This is a genomic window from Herbaspirillum sp. DW155, assembly GCF_037076565.1.
GTDB lineage: Bacteria > Pseudomonadota > Gammaproteobacteria > Burkholderiales > Burkholderiaceae_D > Herbaspirillum.
This window is the reverse complement of record NZ_AP029028.1, coordinates 4,867,730-4,893,010: the sequence shown is the minus strand read 5'-3', so window position 1 is coordinate 4,893,010 and position 25,281 is coordinate 4,867,730. Positions and strand designations below refer to the sequence as shown.

Genomic DNA, 25,281 nt, shown 5'->3' with positions numbered 1-25,281 from the left:
ACTTTGATAACGGGTATGCCATGAGCACCAATCCCAACACCGATGATTTCTTCGCCACCGTCGCCACCAAGTCCGATAGCGGAGCCTTGCGTGGCGACTACAGCCAGGCCGACGCCAACTACGTCGTGGCACAGAACTGGGATGGCTACACGCCGGCCCAGCATGCGCTGTGGCGTCGCCTCTACGAGCGCCAGGCCAAGTTGATTCCCGGCCGCGCCTGTGACGTCTTTATCGACAGCCTCAAGGCGCTCGACGTCTCGCAAGGCATCCCGCGCTTCGACCGCACCACCGAGGCGCTCTACAAGGCCACCGGCTGGCAGCTGGTGGCGGTGCCGGGCCTGGTGCCGGACCAGACCTTCTTCGAGCATCTGGCCAACCGCCGCTTTCCGGTCACGGTATGGCTGCGTGAAGAGCACGAGTTCGACTACATCGTCGAGCCCGATCTGTTCCATGACTTCTTCGGCCATGTGCCGCTGCTGTTCAATCCGGTCTTCGCCAATCACCTGCAGGAATATGGCAAGGGTGGCCTGAAGGCGCTCAAGCTCGACGGGCTGGCTTATCTGGCGCGCCTGTACTGGTACACCATCGAGTTCGGACTGATCCAGAGCAAGGAGGGTTTGCGCATCTACGGCGCCGGCATCCTGTCCTCGGGCGGCGAGGTCGAGTATTGCCTCTCCAGCGCTCAGCCGCGCCGCGTGCCGTTTCAGGTGGAACGCATCATGCGCACGCTCTACAAGATCGACACCTATCAGGAGACCTATTTCGTCATCAAGGATTTCGAGCAGCTCTTCAACGACACGGCACCGGATTTCACGCCGCTCTACGAGCGGCTCAAGCAGCAGGAGGCCTTGCCGGCCAATACGCTGCTGGCGGGTGAGTCCAATCTTCCTCCCAACCCCTGATTCCGCCGGGCCGGTCTTGGCCAGCGAAATGAAAAACGCCGTCCCTGTTGTCATGGACGGCGTTTTTCTATTGGCGGAGAGCGCAGGCACCATCGAAGTAATGCGAGAAATGTGGTCAGCTTGCTGACCCCAGACCCTCGCGGTGATCCAGGTCAAGGGGCCGCTGATCTGCGCAAGGACAATGCAGACATCCCCACCCTTGAGGAAGGAGCACGTCATGCATCACCGATTCACGCTGTCTGTCCTGCTTGCCACCGGCATCTCGCTGGCCGCACCTGTCCTTGCCGCAGGCAAGGAACCTATCACTCCCATCCAGCCTGCCCGGGTCAGCAAACCGGCCATGGTCGAGTTGGGCAAGAAGCTGTTTTTCGATCCGCGTCTGTCCAGGTCCGGGTTCATTTCCTGTAACTCATGCCATAACCTGTCCATGGGAGGGAGCGACAACCTCAAGACCTCCATCGGCCACAACTGGCATGAGGGACCGATCAATGCGCCCACGGTACTCAATGCCAAACTCAATATTGCGCAATTCTGGGATGGCCGTGCGGCCGACCTGAAGGCACAGGCCGGCGGGCCTATCGCCAATCCCGGCGAGATGGCGTTATCGCACGCCCTGGCGGTGGATGTCCTGCAATCGATACCGGCGTATGTGGCCGCGTTCAAGCAGGTCTTTGGCAACGACAAGCTGGGCATCGATGAAATCACGCAAGCCATTGCCGCCTTCGAAGAGACCCTGGTCACGCCCAATTCGCGTTTCGACAAATGGCTCAAGGGCGACCGCAAGGCGCTCACGCGCACCGAGCGGGAGGGCTACCAGCTCTTCAAGTCGGCCGGTTGCGTGGCCTGTCACAACGGGGCGGCCGTGGGCGGCAGTTCATTCCAGAAAATGGGCCTGGCGGAACCCTATGTCACCGCCAATGCGGCGCAGGGCAGGGCGGGCGTCACGGGCAAAGATGCCGATCGTTTCACCTTCAAGGTGCCGACCTTGCGCAATATCGAACTGACCTATCCGTATTTCCACGATGGGGCGGCGGCTACCTTGTCGCAAGCGGTCGATACCATGGCCCGCATCCAGCTTGGCCGTCAATTCAGCGCAGAGGACAACGCCAAGGTAGTGGCGTTCCTGAAGACGCTCACGGGTGAGCAGCCCCGCATTGTGTTGCCGATATTGCCGCCCTCCTCGGAGCACACTCCCCCGCCCCGTCCCTTCGGGACGAACTGAGCGCACATAAAAAAACGGATCCGGCAGGGGGAGGCCGGATCCGCGAGCTAGTGGTGCTTTCAACACTAGAGGGGAGGAACCTTGCACAGTAACGGATACCAATCAATCGCTGTTCAAGTGAGGTCTATTAAACGTCAGCCGTCGGGCTCCTCCAATGTCTTTTACGGGCTGTTACATTCACGTCTTGCTTGTAACAGATGAACGGTTCTGCAGCCTTTTTTTTCAGCCGGAAATGTTGTTCTTTTTCTCTTTCCGGCATTTTCTTCTTTGCACCGACGTGAATGCCGCAGGACTTGCGGAAACTGTTTCCTGTGTGCCAAAAAAGCCCGGAAACCCTGCTGCGGCGCGCGTAGCGGGGTGCTCCCCCTTGTGCTAACTTGAGACCACAACTTGAAGACACCCGGTTCACAAGACCGAGGTGTTCCCGAATCCCGACAGATTGGCGTAGCGATGCAGCGACACTGCGTCGAGCGTGACTGCCGGGACCATGTGCAAGGCAAAAACAAGATTTTTGGCACGGAGACCACATGAACGCACCCCTACCCGCCGGGCAACGCCTGCTGCTGGACGATGTATCCCTGGACGACAAATTTGCATTGGAACGCGGCCGCGTCTTCATGACCGGCATCCAGGCGCTGATCCGCCTGCCGATGCTGCAGCGGCAATACGATGAACGCGCAGGACTCAATACCGCCGGCTTCATCACCGGCTATCGCGGCTCCCCGTTGGGATCGGTGGACCAGACCGCCGAGAAGGCGCGCAAGTACCTGCAAGCCAAACAGGTCAGATTTCACCCCGGCATGAACGAAGACCTGGCCGCCACCAGCGTGTGGGGCACGCAGCAGGTCAATCTCTTCCACGGTGCGCAATACGATGGCGTGTTCTCGCTGTGGTATGGCAAGGGGCCGGGCGTGGATCGCTGCGGCGATGTCTTCAAGCATGCCAACATGGCGGGTACGTCAAAGCACGGCGGCGTGCTGGTGATTGCCGGCGATGACCACGCCGCAAAATCCTCCACCGCGGCCCACCAGAGCGAACACATCCTCAAGGCCTGCGGCATTCCGGTGCTCTATCCGTCCTCGGTGCAGGAGTATCTCGACTACGGCCTGCATGGCTGGGCCATGAGCCGCTACACCGGCTTGTGGGTGGCGATGAAATGCGTGACCGACCTGGTGGAATCGGGCATGTCGGTGATGATCGATCCGGAGCGCGTGAAGATCCAGCTGCCCGAAGATTTCGCCCTGCCGCCCGATGGCCTCAACATCCGCCTGCCCGACACCGTGCTGGGCCAGGAAGCGCGGATGATCAACTACAAGTGGTATGCCGCGCTGGCCTATGCACGCGTGAACAAGCTCAATCGCATCATCTGGGACAGCCCGCGCGCGCGCATCGGCATCATCACCGCCGGCAAGTCCTATCTCGATACGCGCCAGGCGCTGGAAGACCTGGGCATCGATGAACAGGTCGCGGCCGATATCGGTATCCGTCTCTACAAGGTCGGCATGACCTGGCCGCTGGAGGCCGAGGGCGTGCGCGAATTTGCACAGGGCCTGGATGAAATCCTGGTGGTCGAGGAGAAGCGGCAGATTCTTGAATACCAGTTAAAGGAAGAACTCTACAACTGGCGCGACGATGTTCGTCCCCGCGTGGTCGGCAAATTCGATGACACCGGCGAATGGAGCGGCTCGCAGCGCGAAGGCCACGGCAACTGGCTGTTGCCGGCCACCTATGAACTCAATCCGGCGCAGATCGCACGCGCGATTGCCACGCGCATCTCGCGCTACTTCGCAGGCCATCCGGTGGAGCAACGCGTGCGTACGCGTGTGGCCTATCTCGAAGCCAAGGAGGCGGCCCTCAACATCAGCAGCAAGCCCGATCCCGACAAGGACCGCGTGCCGCATTTCTGTTCGGGCTGCCCGCACAATACCTCCACCAAACTGCCCGAGGGCAGCCGTGGCCTGGCTGGCATCGGCTGCCACTACATGGTCACCTGGATGGACCGCGAGACCAAGCTCTTCACCCACATGGGCGGCGAGGGCGTGACATGGGTCGGGCAGGCGCCGTTCACGAATGAAAAGCATGTGTTCGCCAACCTGGGCGATGGCACCTACTTCCATTCCGGCCTGCTGGCGGTGCGGGCCTCGGTCGCGGCCAAGGTCAATATCACCTACAAGATTCTCTATAACGATGCCGTAGCGATGACAGGCGGGCAGGAGTTCGATGGCCCGCTCGATCCGGCCATGATCTCGCGCCAGCTCGCAGCGGAAAACGTGCGGCCCATCATCGTGGTCACCGACGAGCCCGACAAATATCCGGCAGGCACCCAATGGGCCGAGGGCGTGACCATCCGCCATCGCAGCGAACTCGATGCCGTGCAGCGCGAACTGCGCGAACAGCCGGGCGTGTCGGCCATGATCTATGACCAGACCTGCGCTTCCGAAAAGCGCCGCCGCCGCAAACGCAATGCCTATCCCGATCCGGCCAAGCGCGCTGTCATCAACGAGGCGGTATGCGAAGGCTGCGGCGATTGCAGCGTGCAGTCCAATTGCCTGTCGGTGGAGCCGCTGGAAACCGAGTTCGGCCGCAAGCGCCAGATCAACCAGTCTTCCTGCAACAAGGATTATTCCTGTGTGAACGGTTTCTGCCCCAGCTTCGTGACGGTCGAGGGCGGTCAGCTGAAGAAGCCCGCGCGGGCCAAGGCGCAGTCGGCTCCTGCCATGCCGATACTGCCGGAGCCGGTGCTGCCGGGACTGGCGCAGCCTTACGGCATTCTGGTCACCGGGGTGGGCGGTACGGGTGTCATCACCATCGGCCAGATCATCGCCATGGCCGCGCATGTCGAAGGCCGCGCCTGCTCGGTGCTCGACATGAGCGGGCTGGCGCAAAAAGGCGGGCCGGTGATGTCGCACGTGCGCGTGGCCGAAGATGCCGGGCACATCCATTCCACCCGCGTGGGTACCGGGATGGCGGACCTGGTGATCGGCTGCGACGTCATCGTCACCGCCGGGCGCGATGCGCTCTCGCGCATGGGCGAGGGACGTACGCATGCTGCCGTCAATTCGACCCAGCTGCCGACGGCCGCCTTCGTGCGCAATCCGGACTGGCAGTTCCCGACCGCCTCCAGCGAAGGCGAGATCGCCCGGGCCTGCGGCCGCGACAACCTGGCCCTGGTCGATGCCGGCCGCATCGCCACGGCATTGATGGGGGATGCGATCGCGACCAACATGTTCATGCTCGGCTATGCCTGGCAAAAGGGTTGGGTGCCGCTGTCGGAAGCAGCACTGCTGCGGGCCATCGAACTCAATGCGTTGCAGGTGGACTTCAACAAGCAGGCCTTCGCCTGGGGCCGGGTGGCCGCGCATGACATCGATTTCGCGCTGGCGGCCGCCGGCCGCAATGGCATTACGGCGCAAGTGATCGAGTTCAAGCGCACGCCGACCCTGGAAGAACTGGTGCAACGGCGCGAGGCTTTCCTGACCGACTACCAGAACGCCGCCTATGCGCGTCGCTATCGCGATGCCGTGGAGCAGGTGCGTGAGCGCGAGAGTGCGCTGGGGGAGGCCGGGCGTGGCCTGAAACTGAGCCGCGCCGTGGCGACCTCGCTGTTCAAGCTGATGGCCTACAAGGATGAGTACGAAGTCGCCCGCCTCTATACCGAACCGGCCTTCCGCGCCAAGATCGCCGGCATGTTCGAGGGCGATTACAAACTGCGCTTCCATCTGGCGCCGCCGTTGCTGGCCAGGCGCGATGACCAGGGCCATCTGCGCAAGCAGGCCTTCGGCAGCTGGATGATGCCGGCCTTCGGGGTACTGGCCAGGTTGCGCTTCCTGCGCGGTACCGCCTTCGATCCCTTTGGTTACACCGAAGAGCGCAAGCAGGAGCGCGCGCTCATTACGCAATATCGTCAGATGATGTCGCGCCTGCTGGAGCGACTCACGCCGGAGAACCTGGAGCAGGTCGTCGCCCTGGCCCGCATCCCGGAAGAGATTCGCGGTTATGGCCACGTCAAGCAACGTCATCTGCAGGCGGCCATGCAGAAGCAGGCGGTCTTGCTGGCGCAATTCGAACAGGGGGAGACGACAGGCCGGCCGCAATCACCGCAAGGCGGCGGCAAGCAGGCGGCCTGAGGAGGACGGGAAAGCCGATGCCGGGCAGCGCGTCAGGCCAGGCGGCCGCCGCTGACCCGCTCGATGCCGGCCAGGTCGCGCCAGCTCCGGACTTCCTGGAAACCGGTGCCGGCCAGCAGCGCCCGTACGGCGCCAGCCTGGTCATAGCCATGTTCCATCAGCAGCCAGCCGCCCGGCATCAGGTGCGCCGGCGCTCCGTCAATGATGCTGCGCAGGTCGCTCAAGCCATCGGCATGGTCGGTCAGCGCATCGACCGGTTCGAAGCGCAGGTCGCCCTGGGACAGGTGGACGTCGCCCGCGACGATGTAGGGCGGGTTGGACGCGATCACGGCAAAGCGCTGGTCCTGGGGCAGGGCGGCGTACCAGTCGCTTTCCAGAAATTGCACGCGCACCTGATTGATCGCGGCATTCTCGCGTGCGATGGCGAGGGCGGCAGCACTGGCGTCCAGCGCCGTGATCTGCGCATCGGGGCGGGTATGGGCGATGGCAATGGCAATGGCGCCAGAACCGGTGCCCATGTCCAGCAGCGCGCCACCCCGCGGCAATCTTTCCATGGCCAGCTCCACCAGCAGCTCGGTATCGGGGCGGGGGATCAGCACGTCCGGCGTGACGCGCAAGTCCAGTCCATAGAATTCGCGCTGGCCGATGATGTAGGCAATCGGTTCGCCGCGCAGGCGGCGGGCGTAGAGGGCCGTGAGCTGCGCCGATTCTTCGGAGCTGAGACGGCGTTCGGATTGGGTGATCAGCTGCACGCGCGTCATGCGCAGCGCGTGGCAGAGCAGGATGCGGTTCTCCAGCGGGTCCAGCGGCGCCGTCTTCAGCACGGTGGCCAGCGTGCAGCCGGCATAGCTGGAGAGCGGCTCCATCACTTCCAGAGGGTGGTGCGCGGGGCGCGCTTGAACAGTTGCACCGCCAGCACCACGGCCAGCACGCCAAACCAGATCAGCGACCAGGTGGGAATCTGCAGGCCGAACACGGGCGGCCACGGGGCCGAGCAGAAACCGTCGGCCATGAACATCTGCGGCCACAGCTTGACCGTGGGCAGCTGGTTCAGTGCCGTTTCCAGCGGATCGGTGGTGCAGGACACGCCCGGATGCGCCTTCACGTACAGATGCCAGATGGCCGTGCCAGCACCGCCCAGTGCGGCCAGCAGGCCCAGGCCGGCGCTGCCGCGGCGGGCAGCTTCGGGCATCACCGCGCCGATCAGGGCGAAGACGCCGATCAGCATGAACATGTAGCGCTGGATGATGCACAGCGGGCAGGGCTGCATTTCTTCGACGATCTGCAGGTACATGGCAACGCCCAGCAGGGCGGCGCAGGCCAGCGCCACCAGCAGGAAAACCGCTTTGGATGATTTCATGGTTGAGGAGTCAGTGATTCATTAATGGGGGCGGAGGGGCCAGGAGCTGGCCGATACGAATGGGCATGCGGATTTTCCACCATCCCGCGATTGTAGAGAAGTCCTTGCCTGTGTGCATGCTGGCCGCACAGGCAAATCAGCCAAATGACCGGAAAGCGTCTCTGAACCCGCCGTCCCGGCTTGGTTCCACCCGGTTTCAGTCGTCGCCCAGTTGCGCCAGCAGTTCGGCCTGGTGCTCGGTGATGAGAGCATTGGTCAGTTCATCCAGGTCGCCATCCATGATGAAGTCCAGCTTGTAGAGCGTCAGGTTGATGCGGTGGTCGGTCATGCGCCCCTGCGGGAAGTTGTAGGTGCGGATGCGCTCGCTGCGGTCGCCGGAGCCGATGAGCGACTTGCGGGTGGCCGCCTCTTTGGATTGCTGTTCGCGCAATTGCACGTCCTTGATCCGGGCTGCCAGCACTTTCATCGCCTGCGCCTTGTTCTTGTGCTGGCTGCGGTCGTCCTGGCATTCCACCACGATGCCGGTGGGCAGGTGGGTGATGCGCACGGCCGAATCGGTCTTGTTGATGTGCTGGCCGCCGGCACCGGAGGCGCGGTAGGTATCGATGCGCAGGTCGGCCGGGTTGATGTCGACGTCCTCGACTTCATCGGCCTCGGGCATCACCGCCACCGTGCAGGCGGAGGTGTGGATGCGGCCCTGGGTTTCGGTGGCCGGTACGCGCTGCACGCGGTGGCCGCCGGATTCGAACTTCAGGCGTGAATAGGCCCCGAAGCCGGCGATGCGGGCAATCACTTCCTTGTAGCCGCCCAGTTCCGATTCGGAGGCCGAGACGATTTCCACCTGCCAGCGCTGGCGTTCGGCATAGCGCGTGTACATGCGCAGCAGGTCGCCGGCAAACAGGGCCGATTCGTCACCTCCCGTTCCGGCGCGGATTTCCAGAAAGATGTTTCGTTCATCATTGGGATCCTTGGGCAGCAGCATCTTCTGCAGATCCAGCTCCAGCGCCTCCATGCGGGCTCTGGCGGCATCGATTTCTTCCTGCGCGAACACCTTCATATCGGGGTCCGACAGCAGCTCGCCGGCGGTGCGGATATCTTCACTTGCCTGCACATAGTCGTGGTACAGCGCCACCAGGGGGCCCAGTTCGGCATGCTCGCGGGTCATCTTGCGGAAGTTGTCCATACTGGCGGTGGCATCTTCCTGGGCCAGCAGGCTGTTGAGCTCTTCCAGCCGTTCGGCGAGCTGGTCCAGTTTGGCGAGCATCGAGGGTTTCATGGGTGGTCGAATCCGGTAAAAAAGAGAGACGTCGGCAGCTCGCGGGGGAGCGGCGCGCAGGGCCGGCCAGGGCAGGCCGGCAGGAAAGGAAAACGCTAACGCTTGGCGCGGAACAGTTGCGGCAGCAGCGAGGCCAGCTGGCTGCGCTGTTCACCCTGGGCGTGATGCAGGGCCTGTTGCGGGCCGTGCAGGAACTTGGCGGTCAGGCCCTTGGAGAGCGCATCGAGCACCGCGTCCACATCCTCGCCCCTGGCCAGCATGCGGCGCGCGCGCTCCAATTCGGCCAGGCGCAGGGCCTCGCCGGTTTCCTGCAGATCCTGGATCAGCGGCACCATGGCGCGGCTGTCGATCCAGTGCATGAAGGATTGCACCCGGGTTTCGATGATGGCTTCGGCCTGGGCGACCGCCGCCTGGCGGTTTTCCACGCCGCTCTGGACCACCGAGGCCAGATCGTCCACGGTATAAAGGAAGACGTCATCCAGGCGCCCGACTTCGGCCTCGATATCGCGCGGCACGGCCAGGTCGACCATGAAGATGGGTTTGTGGCGGCGCGCCTTGACCGCGCGTTCGACCAGCCCCAGGCCGATGATGGGCAGCTGCGAGGCGGTACAGGAAACCACGATGTCGAAACTGGCCAGTTGCGCCGGCAGGTCGGCCAGGCGGATGGCGCGGCCACTGAAGCGATGGGCCAGGTTTTCGCCACGCTCCATGGTGCGGTTGGCCACCGTCAGGGTCTTGGGATTCTGGGCCGCGAAGTGGGTGGCGCACAGCTCGATCATCTCGCCCGCGCCGATGAAGAGCACGTTCTGGCCAGAGACCGAATCGAAGATGCGCTGCGACAGACGCACGGCAGCAGCAGCCATCGAGACGCTGTGTGCGCCAATTTCCGTGGTGCTGCGCACTTCCTTGGCTACCGCGAAGGTGCGCTGGAACAGTTGATGCAGATAAGTGCCCAGGCCACCGGCGGCATCGGCCTGACGCACCGCATCCTTCATCTGGCCCAGGATCTGCGGCTCGCCCAGCACCATCGAGTCCAGCCCGGAGGCGACGCGGAAGGCATGGCGCACGGCATTGTCCTGCGGCAGCCAATAGAGATAGGGACGCAGATCGGCGTAGGGAATCCGGTGATATTCGGCCAGGAACTGCGCAGTACGGTCGATGGCGAATTCCACGCCATCCGGGCCCGCTGCGGCAGCGGCATACAGCTCGGTGCGGTTGCAGGTGGAGAGGATGGCGGCCTCGCCCGAAGCCACCACCTTGTCGTGCCCACCGAACCATGCGCGCGCGGACGCCACTGCCTGACCGATCTGGTCAGCAGGGAAAGCCACTTTCTCGCGCAGCGAGACCGGCGCGGTAGTGTGGTTGAGTCCGACGGCGAGCAAATGCATGGAGGAATCGACTATAAGGCAGCAGTGCCGATGAGCTGGAAATTCACTTCTATGGCCGCGAAACTGAATGGAAATCGATCATTGCAGCGCAATTCGAACAAAATCAGACAGATTCGGCCCCGGTTATGGGAATAATTATACTCTTTGCCCAATCTGCGGTCCGGCGCGTCCTGATAATCGGTCGATGTCCCTGATATGGATCACGCTTGGTGCAGATGACAGGTGCGCCGGGGCAACACCTTTTCCGGTTTTCTGGGCGCGCGTCTTTTCCGCCCGGGTCTTTATTCCCGTGCGTGCAGCTCTTCCATCGCCTGCGTTCCTTCCAGCCGTTCCAGCTGGTAGCCATAGCCATAGACCGTGGCCAGCTGGTAGCCATTGCCGGGGTGCAGGCCCAGCTTGGTCCGGATACGCGAGACGTGGGTATCGATGGTGCGGGTGGGGGTGTCCGGTTCGGCGCCCCAGATGCGCTCCTGCAGGAAGGCGCGCGACAGCGGACGCCCCAGGTGCTGCATGAACAGCAGGGCCAGTTCGACTTCCTTGCGGGTCAGGGTGGCATCCATGCCGGGGCGCTCGGGATGGGTGATGCGCAGGCGCGCCAGGTCGACCATGAAACCACCGGCTTCGACCACGCTGGGCGGTGCCTCATAGGGCTGCGCTGCCAGCAACAGCAGATCCAGCCGCAAGGCCAGCTCTTGACGTTCGACCGGCTTGACCAGGAAATCGTCCGCCCCCGCCATGCGCAGGTTGCGCAGCCAGTGCTGATGGGCCGGAGTGCACAGCAGCAACACCACCGGCCGGGCCTTGGCTGCTGCCGGGGGACGGTGCTGTTGCACGAGCATGGTGACCGCATGTTGATGGCGCTGCAGGTCGTCCAGGTCCAGCACGACCAGATTGGCGCGCTCGGCGCAGGCGGCCGCAAAGCCCTCCACGCCGCTGTAGACCTGGCATTCGTGGCGCTCGGCCAGCTGCGTGACCAGGGTCACGGTATCGGCGTCTTTGGAAATGATCCCGATTTTCATCGCATCAGTTCAGGAATGATGTAAAGGGGGATCAACGCGCAGCGTCCCCCACTGGTGCACCGTATTGGCAAAAAGGGCAGCCGCAGCTGCCCTTTGTTCGTCTGTGACGTGTGGCCGCGTTCAGGCTGCCGGCACGTCGCTGTCGGGCAGCACCACGTTCACGTCCAGCACTTCCAGGTTGCCCTGGCGGTCCAGCGAGATCTTGATGTCGTCGGCATTGACCTTGGTGTACTTGGAGATGACCTCGATGAGTTCCTTGTGCAGGGCCGGCAGGAAGTCCGGACCCTGGCGGCCGTTGGAACGCTCGCGGGCGATGATGATCTGCAGCCGCTCCTTCGCCGCCACCGCACTTTTGGGCTTGCTGGGGAACAGGAAAGAAAGCAGGGACATGTCACTTACCTCCGAAGATGCGCTGCAGGAGGCCCGGCTTTTCATAGGTGGTGAAACGCAGCTCGACGGTCTCGCCGAGGAAGCGCGACACCACGTCCTGGTAGGCCTGGGCCACGTCGGTATCCTTCATATGGATCGCCGGCGAGCCCTGGTTGGAAGCCTGCAACACGGTTTCCGATTCGGGGATGATGCCGATGAGGGGAATGCGCAGGATTTCCTGCACATCGGTATAGGACAGCATCTCGCCGTCTTCCACGCGCTTGGGCGAATAACGGGTGATGAGCAGATGTTCCTTGACCGGCTCGCCGCCCGAGGAGGCGCGGCGCGACTTGGCCTGGATGATGCCCAGGATGCGGTCCGAGTCACGCACCGACGACACTTCCGGGTTGGACACCACGATGGCTTCGTCGGCAAAGGTCAGCGCCATCACCGCACCGTGTTCGATACCGGCGGGGGAGTCGCAGATGATGTATTCGAAGTCCATCTTGGCGAGGTCGTTCAATACACGCTCCACGCCTTCTTCGGTCAGGGCGTCCTTGTCGCGGGTTTGCGAGGCCGGCAGGATGAACAGGTTGTCGCAGTGCTTATCCTTGATCAGGGCCTGGTTCAGCGTGGCTTCCTTGTTGATCACGTTGATCAGGTCGTAGACCACGCGGCGTTCGCAGCCCATGATCAGGTCCAGGTTGCGCAGACCGACGTCGAAGTCGATCACGGCCGTCTTGTGGCCGCGCATGGCCAGGCCCGATGCGAAACTGGCGCTGGACGTCGTTTTGCCGACGCCGCCCTTACCCGAAGTCACAACGATGATTTTTGCCACGAAAAACTCCTTAAGAAGAACAGTACGCCGGCAGTTCCGGCTGGATTCGTTTATATGATTTACGCCGGCGTCTTACGACGCCGACATGGGCAGCACGTCGATGCGTTCGCCTTGCAGGCGCACCTGCACCTGCTTGCCGACGAGCTCCGGAGCATGACCGTTCTCGAAGGTCCGATAGACCCCCGCAATGGAAACCAGTTCCGCTTCCAGTGAAGCGGCGAAGATGCGCGCCGTCGTATTGCCCGACGCTCCGGCCAGGGCGCGGCCACGCAGCGGCGCGTAGACGTGGATGCAGCCATCGGCGATCAGCTCGGCGCCGTTGTTGACCACGGCCAGCACCACCAGGTCGGCCCCGCGCGCATAGATGCGCTGGCCGGCGCGCACCGGGGTGTCGATGACCACGGTGTTGGCCGCCGGGGCTGGGGCGGACTGCGGAGCGGGCGCAGCGGGAGCAGGCGGTGCCACCGGGGCGGCTACCGGAGTTGGTGCTGGTGCGGCTTCCTGGGCCGCCGCCTCTTGCGCACGCGCGTTGGCAGTGCCGGCACCGGCCACGGCCGAGTTGTCGATGGCCAGGCCCTGGGCGACGATGCCGCCATGCAATTCTTCCGGCGCATTGCGCACGGCCACCGTATTCAAGCGGAAGCGCTTGAACAGCGCCACCACGGCGCTCCAGTCGATGGCCGCAGCGGCCGCCGCATCCAGGGTGCCGATGTCCAGCACCGCGAATTCGTCTTCGAAGAAATCGGCTACGCCGCCGGTCATTTCCTTCAGGGCTTGTTCCAGCGAAGTCGGATCGGTTTCATGCAGGATTGCCGAAATGGCAACTACAGTGGAAATCTTGATTTCGATCGGTTTGCGCGCTTTTTGCATAAATCCTGTAGTTCAATGCGGCAGAAAGTGAAGAAAAATGCATGCTTTCCACCCGGTTTGGCTGTGCATTATACAGGCTGGATGCGGCTGCGATAGCGGTGGAGCGGGGGTTTTCGGCGCGCCGGGCAAGACTGTCCGGTGATTCGGCAAAAGTTGCCGTCGTGAAGATTTCTGACAGAAAAGTGCCTCCGCAAGAGCGCACATTGCCAAAAAAAACCGCCGGCACCTCGCGATGCCAGCGGTCTTCATCATGCCTGCCCCGGTCGCACGACAGCAGCGCCGGGGAAGAGGCCGGGAATCAGCCCGGAACCTTGCCGTCCACGCCATCGACGTAGAACTTGATGCCATGCAGGAAGCCGTCATCGGCCACGGCGTCCTTGCCCAGTACTTCCTTGCCGGTGTTGTCCTTGATCGGACCCTTCCAGATCGGGGCCGAGCCGTCGACGATGCCCTTCTTGCGCTCTTCCACCAGCGACTTCACGTCGGCCGGCAGTTCAGGATTGAAGGCGGCCAGGTCGATGCCGTTTTCCTTCAGGCCGATCCAGCTGGTGCTGCTCTTCCACGAGCCATCCAGCACGGCTTGCACGCGCGCGGTGTAATACACGCCCCAGTTGATCATGGAGGCGGCCAGGTGGGCCTTGGGGCCGAAGCTGGTCATGTCGCTGTCCCAGCCGAAGGCATAGACACCCTTTTCCTGCGCGGTCTGTACCACGGCAGCGGAGTCGGTGTTCTGCATCAGCACATCCACTCCCTGGCCGATCAGGGTGGTGGCGGCTTCACGTTCCTTGCCCGGATCGAACCACTTGTTGACCCATACCACGGCGGTGGTCGCCTTCGGATTGACCGAACGCGCACCCAGGGTGAAGGAGTCGATGTTGCGGATCACTTCAGGAATCGGCACCGAGGCCACCACGCCCAGCTTGCCGGACTTGCTCATCTTGCCCGCGACCACGCCGGCCAGGTACGCGCCTTCATAGGTGCGCACGTCGTATTGCGCCAGATTGTCGGCGGTCTTGAAGCCGGTGGCGTGTTCGAATTTCACATCCGGGAATTCCTTGGCGACCTTGAGCATGGCTTCCATGTAACCGAAGGTGGTGCCGAAGATCAGCTTGTTGCCATCGGTGGCCAGCTGGCGGAACACGCGCTCGGCGTCCGCGGCGGATTCGGGAATGTTTTCGACGAAGGTGGTCTTCACCTTGTCGCCGAATTTCTCTTCGACCGCCTTGCGGCCCTTGTCATGCGCGAAGGTCCAGCCGGCGTCGCCCACCGGGCCGATGTAGACGAAGGCGACCTTCAGCGGATCGGCTGCCGGTGCAGCGGCCGCCGGCGCAGCAGCGGGCGCGGCGGCAGCGGGCTCTTCCTTCTTGCCGCAACCAATCAGGGTTGCTGCGGCCAGGGTGGCGAGCATCGTCAAGGATGCCCTGCGCGAAATCTTCATTGTGTTCTCCCTCAAGGTCAGTGGATAAATGCAAGTGCTGCTACAAAAACGGAATAAACGGAATAAACGATTTAAACGATATAAACAATATAAATAGTTCAGGAAGCGCCCGGACGGAACGGCTTGCCCAGCGAGGCCGGCATGTTCAGGCGGATCCAGTCGGGGTTGCGCGAGATCAGTGCCAGCACCACGATGGTGGCCAGATACGGGGCCATCGACAAAATCTGCGAAGGAATGGTCACGCCCATGCCCTGCAGGTAGAACTGCGCAATGGTGACACCGCCAAACAGCAGCGACCCCAGCAAGACCCGTGCCGGACGCCAGGTGGCAAAGGCCGTCAATGCCAGTGCGATCCAGCCGCGTCCGGCCACCAGGCCCTCGACCCACATCGGGGTATAGACCAGTGACATGTAGGCGCCGGCCAGGCCGCAGCAGGCGCCACCGAACAGCAGCGCCAGATAGCGGATGCCGCGCACCGAATAGCCCAGCGCATGCGCCGACTCCGGCGATTCGCCCACTGCGCGCAAGACCAGTCCGGCGCGCGTGCGATACAGGAACCACATGCTGGCCAGGCACAGTGCGAAGGCCACGTAGCTCATCCAGTGCTGATGGAACAGTGCCTTGCCAAGGAAGGGGATATCGCCCAGCAGCGGAATCGAATTCGCTTGCGCCGGCAGCGCCAGGCCGACGAAGCGCTGGCCGACGAAGGCCGACAGGCCGGCACCGAAGATGGACAGCGCCAGCCCGGTGGCGACCTGGTTGGTGGCCAGGCGCAGCGCCAGCCAGGCAAAGAGCGTGGCCATGAGCATGCCGCACACGGCGCCGGCAGCGAAGCCCAGCAGCGGACTCTTGGTGGTATAGCCGACCGCAAAGCCGGCGATGGCCGCCACCAGCATCATGCCTTCGGCACCCAGATTGAGCACGCCCGAGCGTTCATTGATCAAGAGCCCGATGGCGGCCAGCAACAGGGGTGTGCCCGCGTTGATGGAGGCGGCGATGAGAGGAGCGAGTTGTTCCATGTCCTGTCCTGATTCCTTAGACTTTCTTTTTCCACGCCAGACGGTAATCGATCAGGGTATCGCAGGCCAGCAGCAGGAACAGCAGCATGCCCTGGAATACCCCGGTGATTGCCGAAGGCAGCCCCAGGCGCGACTGCGCCAGCTCACCCCCCAGATACAGCAGCGACATGATCAGTCCGCCCAGAATGGCGCCCAGCGGATGCAGGCGGCCGATGAAGGCGACGATGATGGCCGCGAAACCATAGCCCGGCGACACCGAAGGCAGCAACTGGCCGATCGGCCCGGCGATTTCGAATGCGCCTGCCAGTCCGGCAAACGCCCCCGAGATCAGCAGCGACACCCACAAGGCCGAACGCGCCGAAAAGCCCGCATAGCGCGCCGCATGCGGGGCCACGCCGCCGACCATCAACGAGAAGCCGCGCAGGCTGCGCATCATGAAGATCGCCATCAGGATGGCCGCCACGATGGCCACCGCAAAGCCGATATGCAGGCGCGTGCCCGACATCAGCATGGGCAGCATGAATTCGCCGGAGAACACCTTGGACTGCGGGAAGTTCATGCCGTTGGGGTCCTTCAGCGGACCATTGACGGCCCACATCAGCAGCAACTGCGCCACATAGGTCAGCATCAGCGAGACCAGGATTTCATTGGCATTGAACTGGTCGCGCAGAAACGCCGTGATGGCCGCCCACAGCGCACCGCCGATCACACCGGCCACGATCATGAGCACCAGCCCCATGCCGCCGGAGATCGCGTGGCCGGGCACATCCAGCCACACCAGCATGGCCCCCGAGCACAGTGCGCCGATGGTGAATTGCCCTTCGGCACCGATGTTCCAGATGCTGGCGCGGAAGCACACGGCCAGCCCCAACGCGCAGAGGATCAGCGGCACTGATTTGAGCAACAGCTCACTGATGGCGCGCTTGCCATTGAAGGGATCGACCAGGAACACCTTCAGCCCGGCCAGCGGATCCTTGCCCAGCGCCAGGAACAGCAGCGCGCCCAGGAACAGCGTGGCGACGATGGCGATGACCGGCGAAAGATAGGTCATCGTCTTGGACGGCGCTGCGCGCAGTTCCAGACGCAGCGGGAAGCTCAAGCGTTCAGCCATGCTGCACCTCCGCACCGGTGGCCCTGGCTTCATCCCACAAGCCGCTCATCCACACGCCGACCTGCTCGCGGGTGGCCTGCTCGATCGGGATCGAAGGCGACAGGCGGCCCTTGGCGATGACGTGCAGGCGATCACATAATGCGAATAATTCGTCAAGTTCTTCCGAGATCACCAGCACGGCACAACCTTCCTGTTTCAGTTTCAAGATTTCGCCGTGGATCTGGGCGGCTGCGCCCACGTCCACGCCCCAGGTCGGCTGCGCCACCACGAAGACCGCAGGCTTGCGTTCCATTTCGCGGCCGACGATGAATTTCTGCAGATTGCCGCCCGAGAGGCTCTTGGCCGGCGCATCCGGTCCGGCCGCCTTGACCTTGAAGCGTTCGATGATGGATGCCGCAGCACGCCGCGTAAAACCGAAATCGATCATGCCGCGTTTTACGTAGGGCGCTTTCTGATGCGACAGCAGCATGTTGGCCGTGAGCGAAAGCGTAGGCACGGCACCGCGCCCCAGGCGTTCTTCCGGCACCAGGCCCAGGCCCGCCGCGCGGCGCGGATTGGGCGAGAGGTCGCCCACGGCCTTACCGGCCAGCATGATCATGTTGGGCGCGGCGCGCTGGTCTTCGCCGGAGAGCGCCGCCAGCAGCTCCTGCTGGCCATTGCCCGAAACCCCGGCGATACCGACGATCTCACCGGCCCGTACCTCGCATTCGATGTCCTTGAGTTCGGTGGCAAACAGATGTGCCTTGGGCAGCGAGAGCCGGTTCACGTGCAGCTTGCGCTCATTGCGCAGCGATTCCGGATTGCGCTCGCGCTGCAGGCGCACCAGTTCGTCACCGATCATCATGCGCGAGAGGCTGGCACTGCTTTCGTTGCGCGGATCACAGTTGCCGGTCACGCGGCCACCACGCATGACGGTGGCGCTGTGGCACAGCGCGCGGATTTCGTCGAGCTTGTGGCTGATGTAGAGAATGCTGCAGCCCTCGTCGGCCAGGCGGCGTAGGGTCACGAAGAGTTTTTCCACCGCCTGCGGGGTCAGCACCGAGGTCGGTTCATCCAGGATCAGCAATTGCGGTTCGGTCAGCAGCGCCCGCACGATCTCCACACGCTGGCGCTCACCCACCGACAAGGTATGGACGTGGCGCTGCGGTTCCAGCTCCAGACCGTATTTCTCGCCGGTGCGGGTGATGCGCTCGGCCAGTTCCTTGAGATCGGTTTTGGCGTCCAGGCCTAAGGCGATGTTCTCGGTCACGGTGAGGGTATCGAACAGCGAGAAATGCTGGAACACCATCGCAATGCCCAGCTTGCGCGCCACCTGCGGATTGGCGATCTGCACCGTCTCACCGTTCCAGCGCAGTTCGCCGGCATCGGGCTTGACCGCACCGAAGATGATTTTCATCAGGGTGGACTTGCCCGCGCCGTTCTCCCCGAGTACGGCGTGGATCTCGCCGGGCGCCACCGCCAGGCTGACGTCATCGTTGGCCAGCACGCCCGGATAGGCCTTGCGCACATGGCTGATTTCAAGACGGAGTGGAACTGCGCTCACGTGATTTCCCTGTGGTGATGTATGTCGTAATGCAACGCAGCCTGCGTACCTGCTGCCGCCGCGAGCGCCCCCTGCGGCTCGCACGCGCGACATCATAGACAAATTGCGCCGCGCCGCCTACCGCTTTTGCCGGGATTTGCGCCGCTTCCGCCGCGCAAAGGTCCGATTTATCTCATTTTCCGCGATGCGCCCAGGCCGTGGTGCGCTTCTCGATGATGGCAAACAGCTCGTACATCGCCATGGCCATGGCGCCGATCACCACCAGTCCGGCAAAGGCCAGCGGCATCTTCATCGACGACCCGGCCGACACCAGCAGATAACCGATGCCCTGATTGGAGGCGTTCATCTCGGAGACGGTCGAGCCGACGAAGGCCAGCGTGATGGCGACTTTGAGCGAGGCAAAGAAATAAGGCATGGAGCGCGGCAGGCCGACCTTGAGCAGGATATCCATGCGGCGCGCGCCCAGCACGCGCAGTACGTCTTCCAGTTCCGGCTCCAGCGTGGCCAGGCCGGTGGCGATGTTGACCATGATGGGGAAGAAGGAAATCAGGAAGGCCGTCAGGATCGCCGGCCCTGCACCGATACCGAACCAGACCACCAGCACCGGCACGAAAGCCGCCTTGGGCAAGGCATTGAAAGCCGTCATGAGCGGATAGGCGGCGGCATACAGCATGGGTGAAGAACCGATCACGAAGCCCAGCGTCACACCGACCACCACGGCAATGGCAAAGCCCACCATGGTGACCCAAAAGGTCGACAGGGCATGCTCGGTGATCGGACCGGCATAGTCCACCATGGCCTGCAGGATGGACGCGGGGCTCGGAAAGATGAAGTCCGAGACCTGCCACACGCTGCAGATGAATTGCCACACGCCCAGGATGGCGAGCAGCAGGAACCAGGGCGCCAGCGTGGTGGCGGCGCGGTTGAGTTTGCCGTTGAAGGGAGTTTTCATGAGTATCCTTGGCCGGGGCGATGGGCTCGTCAGGTATTGCGCACGTGGCCGATGTGCTCGCGCAGTTCATGCACCAGCGCGTTGAAGCCGTCGGTATAAGTCGTTTCCAGCGGGCAGGGACGCGGCAGCGGATTTTCCCGTCGCACCACGATACGTCCCGGGCGCTTGCTCATCACGTAGATGGTGTCGGCCAGGAAGGCCGCTTCGCGCAGGTCGTGCGTGACCAGGATGACGTTGAAGCGACGCTCGGCCCACAGGTCGCGCAGCACGCACCACAGTTCCTCGCGGGTGAAGGCATCGAGCGCGCCGAAGGGTTCGTCCAGCAACAGCATCTTGGGTTCGTGGATCAGCGCGCGGCAGATCGAGGCGCGCTGCTGCATGCCACCCGAGAGTTGCCAGGGAAACTTGTCGGCATAGCCGTCCAGGCCCACGGTCTTGAGGAGCTTGAGGGCGCGCTCGGTGTATTCGGCCTTCTTCTGCTTGAAGTCGCGCCGATAGGGTTCAACGATCTCCAGCGGCAACAGCACATTGTCCAGCGTCGTGCGCCAGGGCAACAGGGTCGGCGCCTGGAAGGCCATGCCGACGAACTTGAGCGGACCTGTGACCGCCTGGCCATTGATGACGACACTGCCGCGATTGGGTTGCTTCAAGCCCGTGGCCAGCTTCATGAAGGTGGATTTGCCGCAGCCGGACGGCCCGACGATGGCGATGAATTCGCCTGCGCGGGTCTGCAGGTCGATGTCTTCCACCGCAAATTCGGTGGCGCCATCATAGGCCAGGTAGACGTGGCGGAAATCGACGAAAGGTTCGCTCATGAATGCAGTCAGGTTGGGGCGTGCGGCCCCGGCTGGCACGGCGTGATCCGGCCTGCCGGGGAGGGTGTTGCTGAAACGATATAAATGATTTACTTGGGGAATACGTCCAGCTCGGCCTTGCTCGGCAGGAAGCTGCCGTTCCAGATCTTGTCCGCATTGACGCGGGTCTTGGTGCCATAGGCGTCCGAGACCTGCGAGGCCATCAGGGTCAGGCGCGGACCGTAGACCTGGCCATAGCCTTCGGCCTTGGCATGCGGCGTGGCGATGGCGCTGGTTATGGCCAGCTTCAGGCGGCGCAGTTCCAGCTTCTCGTCGATGAGGCCATCGCGTTCCTTCAGAACTTTGATGGCGGCTTCGGGATTGGCCATGACGTCGCGGCTGGCCTTGGCGAAGGCGCGCAGGAAGCCCTTGACGGCTTCCGGCCTGCTCTTGACCATGGCCTCGGAAGCGATGATGGTATTGCCATACAGGCGCACGCCATAGTCCGGGTACATCATCACGTTGATGTCTTCATCCTTGATGCCGCGTGCATTGAGGTTCAGCAGCGACGTGAAATAGAAACCGGTGATGGCATCCACATCGCCACGCGCCAGCATGGTCTCGCGCAGCGGCGGGTCCATGCTGGTCCACTGCGCCTTGGCGGCATCGAGACCGTTGGCCTTGGCAAAAATCGGATAGGCGCGACGGCCGGCGTCGAACACCGGCGCGCCCAGTTTCTTGCCGGCCAGGTCGGCGGGCTTCTTGATGCCGGATTTCTTGAGCGAGAACACCGCGGCCGGGGTGTCGTTGTAGACCATCATCACCGCCACCGGCTTGCCCGGTGCATCGGGATTGTTGGCCGTGAATTCCATCAGCGCGGCCATGTCGGCAAAGCCCATGTCATAGGTACCCGAGGCCACGCGATTGACGGCGTTGCCCGAACCGTTGCCGGCATCGATGGTGACATCCAGTTTTTCCTGCGCGAAGTAACCCTTGGACTTGGCCACCAGAAAGAGCGCGGCCGGGCCTTCGAAGCGCCAGTCCAGCTGGAATTTGATCCGGGTTTCCTGCGCCAGGGCGAGCGAGCAGCTGGCGCTGAGCAGAAGGCTGATGCCGAGTTTGAAGAACTTGCTGGAATGCACGGTGGACTTCCTTCTCTGTACGTTTGAATGTGAGATCCCGCAGCTTCAATAGCATTTAATGTGCCAAGCATCCGCAGGAGCGGTGCGCGCCGTATTGCCCCGGCTGCTCGCGCTCGCAGCAGGCGAATGCGGTCAGCAAGCTGTCCTCGCGATGATCGACAGGCGTGGTATTTTTTGTCGACAATTAAAAAATCCATTTGCGACAATTTGGTGCTTCGCTGCACCTAAGTAGAAAAAAGTGCACTAAAAAAATTTGGCTGGCAGGGCTGTAAGGCAGATGGAGCGCGCCTTCTGCTGTTTTTTGTCGTTGCGCGCCCGGCAGATGCGATTGTCAACAATGCGAGCTACCCTCCTGCTGCGCATGGCGCGGGGGCTTGGGAAACCGCCCCGGTTCGGCTAGGATTGCGCCCCGCGCGCGCAGCGTATGGTCGATATCGGTCGATATCGGCTCGCGTTGCCGCAGGCATCAACTGCTGGCCTGGGGGGCTGGCACGGGCTTTGCGTAAACGCTGCCGTCGGTGCGGGTGTCGGCAGCGCTGTCTGCAATTTGCCAGACCTTATTTGACAAAGGCAAGCACACGCGGGGTGCTGATTTCCATATTGCGGCGGGGAGAGTGCAAGGTGCCGCAGGATGCGAATCGGACTCCGATTCAATCGCTATTTTTTAGAGAAGCAACACAGGGAGAAACTTATGAAGAAGGGTATCAAGGGGAAGTACTGGATGATGGCAGCGGTGGTCGCTTCGGCCGCAGGCAGCCTGTCGGCGCAAGCCGCTGACTGGTCGGACAATTCGATCGGCTACCGTTACGGCACGAAGTTTGCCGAGCCCTTCAATTCGCAGGACATCGCCAAGAGCATCATCAATTTCACGCATGCCAGCGGCTACAAGTACGGCACCAACTTCCTGAACGTGGACCTGCTGATGTCCAACAGCAAGGATGACAATGCCCAGGAAGCCTACATCGTCTACCGCAACACCCTCGATATCGGCAAGATCAGCGGCAAGGACCTGTCGTTCGGCCCGGCACGCGGCGTGGGTCTGACATTGGGCTTTGACTGGAACACCAAGAACGACAAGAGCTACGCTTCCAAGAAGCGCATGTGGGTGGTCGGTCCGACCCTGATGATGGACGTGCCTGGTTTCCTGAATGTGAGCGTGCTGGCGCTGTTCGAAAGCAACCAGCCCATCGGCGTTTCCAGCCGCTACACCTATGACACCCACCCGATGCTGAATCTGTCCTGGGGCATTCCGCTGGGTTCGACCGGCCTGTCTTTCGAAGGCTACACGAACTACATCGCGTCCAAGGGCAAGAACGAGTTCGGCGGTCCGACTTCGGCCGAGCTGAACTTCGACGGCCAGATCATGTATGACCTGGGCACGACCATGGGCATGGGCAAGAACACCTTGCGCGTGGGTCTGGAATATCAATACTGGCGCAACAAGTTCGGCAACCCGAACTACGTTCCGGGTTCGCTGGCCAAGACCCCGATGGTGCGCGCCGAGTACCACTTCTGACCGGTCGGTTCGGTCCGGCTGCTTGCAGCGTCGTGGCGATGCCGGGTCTTCGGATCCGGCATTTTTATTGGGCGTCCGGCGCGGCAGCGCTCAGCCCGCATGGGCCGGGCGGGAAATGGCTACACTGTCGGGAGTGCTCAGGGTGCTCTTGATATGTTTGTTGGCGTATGTGGGTTATAGGAATGGCGACATATGGCAGCGGTCGCCTTGAGATTTAATGGCTGGTTTTGAAGCGGGCGGGCTGGCTGTGTGGCGGCCTTGGTCCATCGATTGGAATATGAGGGCGGAGCATCATGGAAGCATACCTACTTGACTGGCTGAATCTGCTGCTGCGCTGGCTGCACGTGATCACGGCAATTGCCTGGATCGGTTCTTCGTTTTATTTCGTCTGGCTGGACAACAGTCTGGTGGCACCGACCGATCCCGAGTTGAAGGAGAAGGGCGTCGGCGGCGAGTTGTGGGCGGTGCACGGTGGCGGTTTCTACAATCCGCAGAAGTACCTGCTGGCGCCGAAGGTGTTGCCGGAGCATCTGCACTGGTTTTATTGGGAGTCCTACAGTACCTGGCTGTCGGGCTTTGCGCTGTTTTCCTTGTTGTATCTGTTCAATGCGAACGTGTTTCTGGTGGACCGCAACGTGTTCGACATGTCGGCGTCGATGGCCGGCGGCACCGCCATTGCGTTCCTGGTGTTCAACTGGCTGATCTATGACGCGATCTGCAGCACCATCGGGGATCGGCCGGGGGCGGACCGGCTGGTCAATCTGCTGGTGGGGTTGCAGGTGATCGTGTCGGTGTGGGCGGCTTGTCATCTGTTCTCGGGGCGGGCGGCTTTCCTCATCAGCGGGGCGTCGCTGGCGACGATCATGAGCGCGAACGTGCTGGTGTGGATCATTCCGGGGCAGCGCAAGATGGTGGCTTCCATGCGGGCCGGACAAGCACCCGATCCGATTCATGGCAAGCGCGGCAAGCAGCGTAGCGTGCACAACACTTACTTCACCTTGCCGGTGTTGTTTGCGATGCTGTCCAATCACTACAGCATGACTTATTCGGCGCCGCATAACTGGGTGGTGCTGTTGTGCATCATGGCGGCGGGGGCCTTGATCCGGCAGTTCTTCGTGTTGCGGCACAAGGGGGTTTATAACTGGTGGTATCCGGGGATTGCTGTTGGTTTGTTGCTGGCGGTGATCGTCTGGATGAGTCCTGCCATGCAGGCCAGGCCGGTTGCTGCTTCTTCGCCCGTTGCTGGTGCTTCTGCTCCTGCCGCTGTTGCTGAGGCGGGTGGGGCGTTTGCTCAAGTACAGCAAGTCATTCAGGCGCGATGCATTCAGTGTCATTCGGCGCAACCTACCCTCATGCCCGTTCCCGGCAAGGGCGTTCTGCTCGATTCGCCTGAACATATCTCGCAGCATGCTCAGCAGATTTATCAACAAGCCGTGGTGCAGAAGGCTATGCCGCTTGGGAACATGACTCATATCACCGATGATGAACGCGCCATTATCGGGAAGTGGTTTGAAAGCGGTGCTGCCGTTCGGTGATGTTTTGATTGTTGGTTTGTCTTGGCGGGCTGTTTTTCTGGTTGTTCCGTTTGGCGTAGTCTGCACGGATTGCTTTTCTGCGCTCTAGCTTAATTCTTATCATTCTCCGGTCGGAGCGGAGCGCCGGGGGCGGCCCGGCAGCCGCTCACTTTTCTTGTCTCGCCAAGAAAAGTAAGCAAAAGAAGGCGACCCCAGAGAGCCAGCCCTCCTTCGGAGGGTCCCCGCCGCAGCGAAGCGAAAAGTGGGAAGAATAGAGTCGCTTCGCTCCCACTATTCTTCTGATCCACTTTTCGCTCCGCTGCGGCGGCTGGCTCTATGGGGAAAAACCAAACGGGCTCGCCTGCGGCCTCGCGGGGGCTCGCCTGCGGCCTCGACCTTTTGCACATTCACACTTCCGCTCTGTGTTTCGAATTTCGGATTTCGGGTTTTTCTTTTTTTAGTTTTTATTGTTTAAATAATTTCCGTCCGTTCGACCTGAGTAGTCGCGCAGCGACGTATCGAAGGCTAGAGAACGCCAACGCAAAGCCGAAGGCGAGTAGGAGGTCTCACGATGCCGAAGGCGAGGCAGTCAGGCAGTCCGCATCTGCGCCGCCGCTTCAGAGAGCAACAAAACGGATCAGGAAAATAGTCGGAGCGAAGCGACTCTATTTTCCCCGTTTTGTTGCTCTCTGAAGCGGGGACCCTCCGAAGGAGGGCGGTGCAGCTGCGGTCGCCTTCTTTTGCTTACTTTTCTTGGCGAGACAAGAAAAGTGAGCGGCTGCCGGGCCGCCCCCGGCGCGTTCTTCCGACCGGAGAATGATAAGAATTAAGCTAGAGCGCAGGACAGTAATCCGTGCAGACTACCCCAAACCGCAAACCAA

The 25,281-nt window shown here is 62.2% G+C and carries 20 protein-coding genes; 5 read left to right on the top strand and 15 right to left on the bottom strand.

The genetic code is table 11. The features are described from left to right. Positions 1–20: 20 nt before the first annotated feature. From phhA to AACH55_RS22290, 3 genes are all read left to right on the top strand, one after another. Positions 21–902, top strand: coding sequence for a phenylalanine 4-monooxygenase (gene phhA, locus AACH55_RS22300; RefSeq protein WP_338716839.1), 882 nt, complete (start codon positions 21–23; stop codon positions 900–902). Between the two features lie 217 nt (positions 903–1,119). After that, entirely contained in the window at positions 1,120–2,124 is a 1,005-nt protein-coding gene (locus tag AACH55_RS22295) for a cytochrome-c peroxidase (protein WP_338716838.1), read from the top strand. A gap of 527 nt (positions 2,125–2,651) precedes the next feature. Next, positions 2,652–6,251, top strand: a complete 3,600-nt coding sequence (locus tag AACH55_RS22290; protein ID WP_338716837.1) for an indolepyruvate ferredoxin oxidoreductase family protein — start codon at positions 2,652–2,654, stop codon at positions 6,249–6,251. A gap of 32 nt (positions 6,252–6,283) precedes the next feature. Here the strand turns inward: AACH55_RS22290 and prmC are convergent, their stop codons facing one another. The 15 genes from prmC to AACH55_RS22215 all read right to left on the bottom strand — a co-directional run bounded on the left by prmC (position 6,284) and on the right by AACH55_RS22215 (position 21,370). Continuing rightward, the gene (gene prmC / locus AACH55_RS22285; protein WP_338716835.1) at positions 6,284–7,117 is read right to left on the bottom strand and encodes a peptide chain release factor N(5)-glutamine methyltransferase; all 834 of its coding nucleotides are present in this window, start codon (positions 7,115–7,117) and stop codon (positions 6,284–6,286) included. Next, positions 7,117–7,611 carry a disulfide bond formation protein B gene (locus AACH55_RS22280; RefSeq protein ID WP_338716834.1) on the bottom strand — a complete coding sequence of 165 codons (495 nt, stop codon included), beginning with the start codon at positions 7,609–7,611 and terminating at the stop codon, positions 7,117–7,119. The genes prmC and AACH55_RS22280 overlap by 1 nt, the downstream gene beginning before the upstream one ends. A gap of 196 nt (positions 7,612–7,807) precedes the next feature. Further along, the gene (gene prfA / locus AACH55_RS22275; RefSeq protein ID WP_338716833.1) at positions 7,808–8,887 is read right to left on the bottom strand and encodes a peptide chain release factor 1; all 1,080 of its coding nucleotides are present in this window, start codon (positions 8,885–8,887) and stop codon (positions 7,808–7,810) included. 95 nt (positions 8,888–8,982) lie between these two features. Further along, positions 8,983–10,275 carry a glutamyl-tRNA reductase gene (gene hemA, locus AACH55_RS22270; protein ID WP_338716832.1) on the bottom strand — a complete coding sequence of 431 codons (1,293 nt, stop codon included), beginning with the start codon at positions 10,273–10,275 and terminating at the stop codon, positions 8,983–8,985. Positions 10,276–10,556: 281 nt separating this feature from the next. Continuing rightward, positions 10,557–11,294, bottom strand: a complete 738-nt coding sequence (locus tag AACH55_RS22265; RefSeq protein ID WP_338716831.1) for a response regulator transcription factor — start codon at positions 11,292–11,294, stop codon at positions 10,557–10,559. A 120-nt stretch (positions 11,295–11,414) separates the two neighbouring features. Beyond that, positions 11,415–11,684 carry a cell division topological specificity factor MinE gene (gene minE, locus AACH55_RS22260; protein WP_006465131.1) on the bottom strand — a complete coding sequence of 90 codons (270 nt, stop codon included), beginning with the start codon at positions 11,682–11,684 and terminating at the stop codon, positions 11,415–11,417. Position 11,685: 1 nt separating this feature from the next. Further along, positions 11,686–12,501, bottom strand: coding sequence for a septum site-determining protein MinD (gene minD / locus AACH55_RS22255; RefSeq protein ID WP_338716829.1), 816 nt, complete (start codon positions 12,499–12,501; stop codon positions 11,686–11,688). A gap of 72 nt (positions 12,502–12,573) precedes the next feature. Further along, positions 12,574–13,371, bottom strand: a complete 798-nt coding sequence (minC, locus tag AACH55_RS22250; protein ID WP_338716828.1) for a septum site-determining protein MinC — start codon at positions 13,369–13,371, stop codon at positions 12,574–12,576. A gap of 298 nt (positions 13,372–13,669) precedes the next feature. After that, positions 13,670–14,809, bottom strand: coding sequence for a BMP family ABC transporter substrate-binding protein (locus AACH55_RS22245; RefSeq protein WP_338716827.1), 1,140 nt, complete (start codon positions 14,807–14,809; stop codon positions 13,670–13,672). A gap of 98 nt (positions 14,810–14,907) precedes the next feature. Further along, positions 14,908–15,828 (bottom strand): ABC transporter permease, encoded by a 921-nt coding sequence (locus AACH55_RS22240; protein ID WP_338716826.1) that lies wholly within the window; start codon positions 15,826–15,828, stop codon positions 14,908–14,910. A 16-nt stretch (positions 15,829–15,844) separates the two neighbouring features. Beyond that, entirely contained in the window at positions 15,845–16,939 is a 1,095-nt protein-coding gene (locus AACH55_RS22235; RefSeq protein WP_338716825.1) for an ABC transporter permease, read from the bottom strand. Next, the gene (locus AACH55_RS22230) at positions 16,932–18,482 is read right to left on the bottom strand and encodes an ABC transporter ATP-binding protein (RefSeq protein ID WP_338716824.1); all 1,551 of its coding nucleotides are present in this window, start codon (positions 18,480–18,482) and stop codon (positions 16,932–16,934) included. Before AACH55_RS22230 ends, AACH55_RS22235 begins: the two co-directional genes overlap by 8 nt. A 172-nt stretch (positions 18,483–18,654) precedes the next feature. Next, the gene (locus AACH55_RS22225) at positions 18,655–19,434 is read right to left on the bottom strand and encodes an ABC transporter permease (RefSeq protein WP_338716823.1); all 780 of its coding nucleotides are present in this window, start codon (positions 19,432–19,434) and stop codon (positions 18,655–18,657) included. Between the two features lie 29 nt (positions 19,435–19,463). Then, positions 19,464–20,249 (bottom strand): ABC transporter ATP-binding protein, encoded by a 786-nt coding sequence (locus AACH55_RS22220; protein ID WP_338716822.1) that lies wholly within the window; start codon positions 20,247–20,249, stop codon positions 19,464–19,466. A gap of 89 nt (positions 20,250–20,338) precedes the next feature. Continuing rightward, complete coding sequence (locus AACH55_RS22215) at positions 20,339–21,370, bottom strand: ABC transporter substrate-binding protein (RefSeq protein WP_338716821.1); 1,032 nt, start codon at positions 21,368–21,370, stop codon at positions 20,339–20,341. A gap of 691 nt (positions 21,371–22,061) precedes the next feature. Here AACH55_RS22215 and AACH55_RS22210 point away from each other — a divergent pair. Both AACH55_RS22210 and AACH55_RS22205 read left to right on the top strand, forming a co-directional pair. Continuing rightward, positions 22,062–22,886 carry an outer envelope protein gene (locus AACH55_RS22210; protein ID WP_338716820.1) on the top strand — a complete coding sequence of 275 codons (825 nt, stop codon included), beginning with the start codon at positions 22,062–22,064 and terminating at the stop codon, positions 22,884–22,886. 293 nt (positions 22,887–23,179) lie between these two features. Beyond that, positions 23,180–24,421: a urate hydroxylase PuuD gene (locus tag AACH55_RS22205; protein ID WP_338716819.1), complete on the top strand. Its 1,242-nt coding sequence runs from the start codon at positions 23,180–23,182 to the stop codon at positions 24,419–24,421. Positions 24,422–25,281 lie beyond the last annotated feature (860 nt).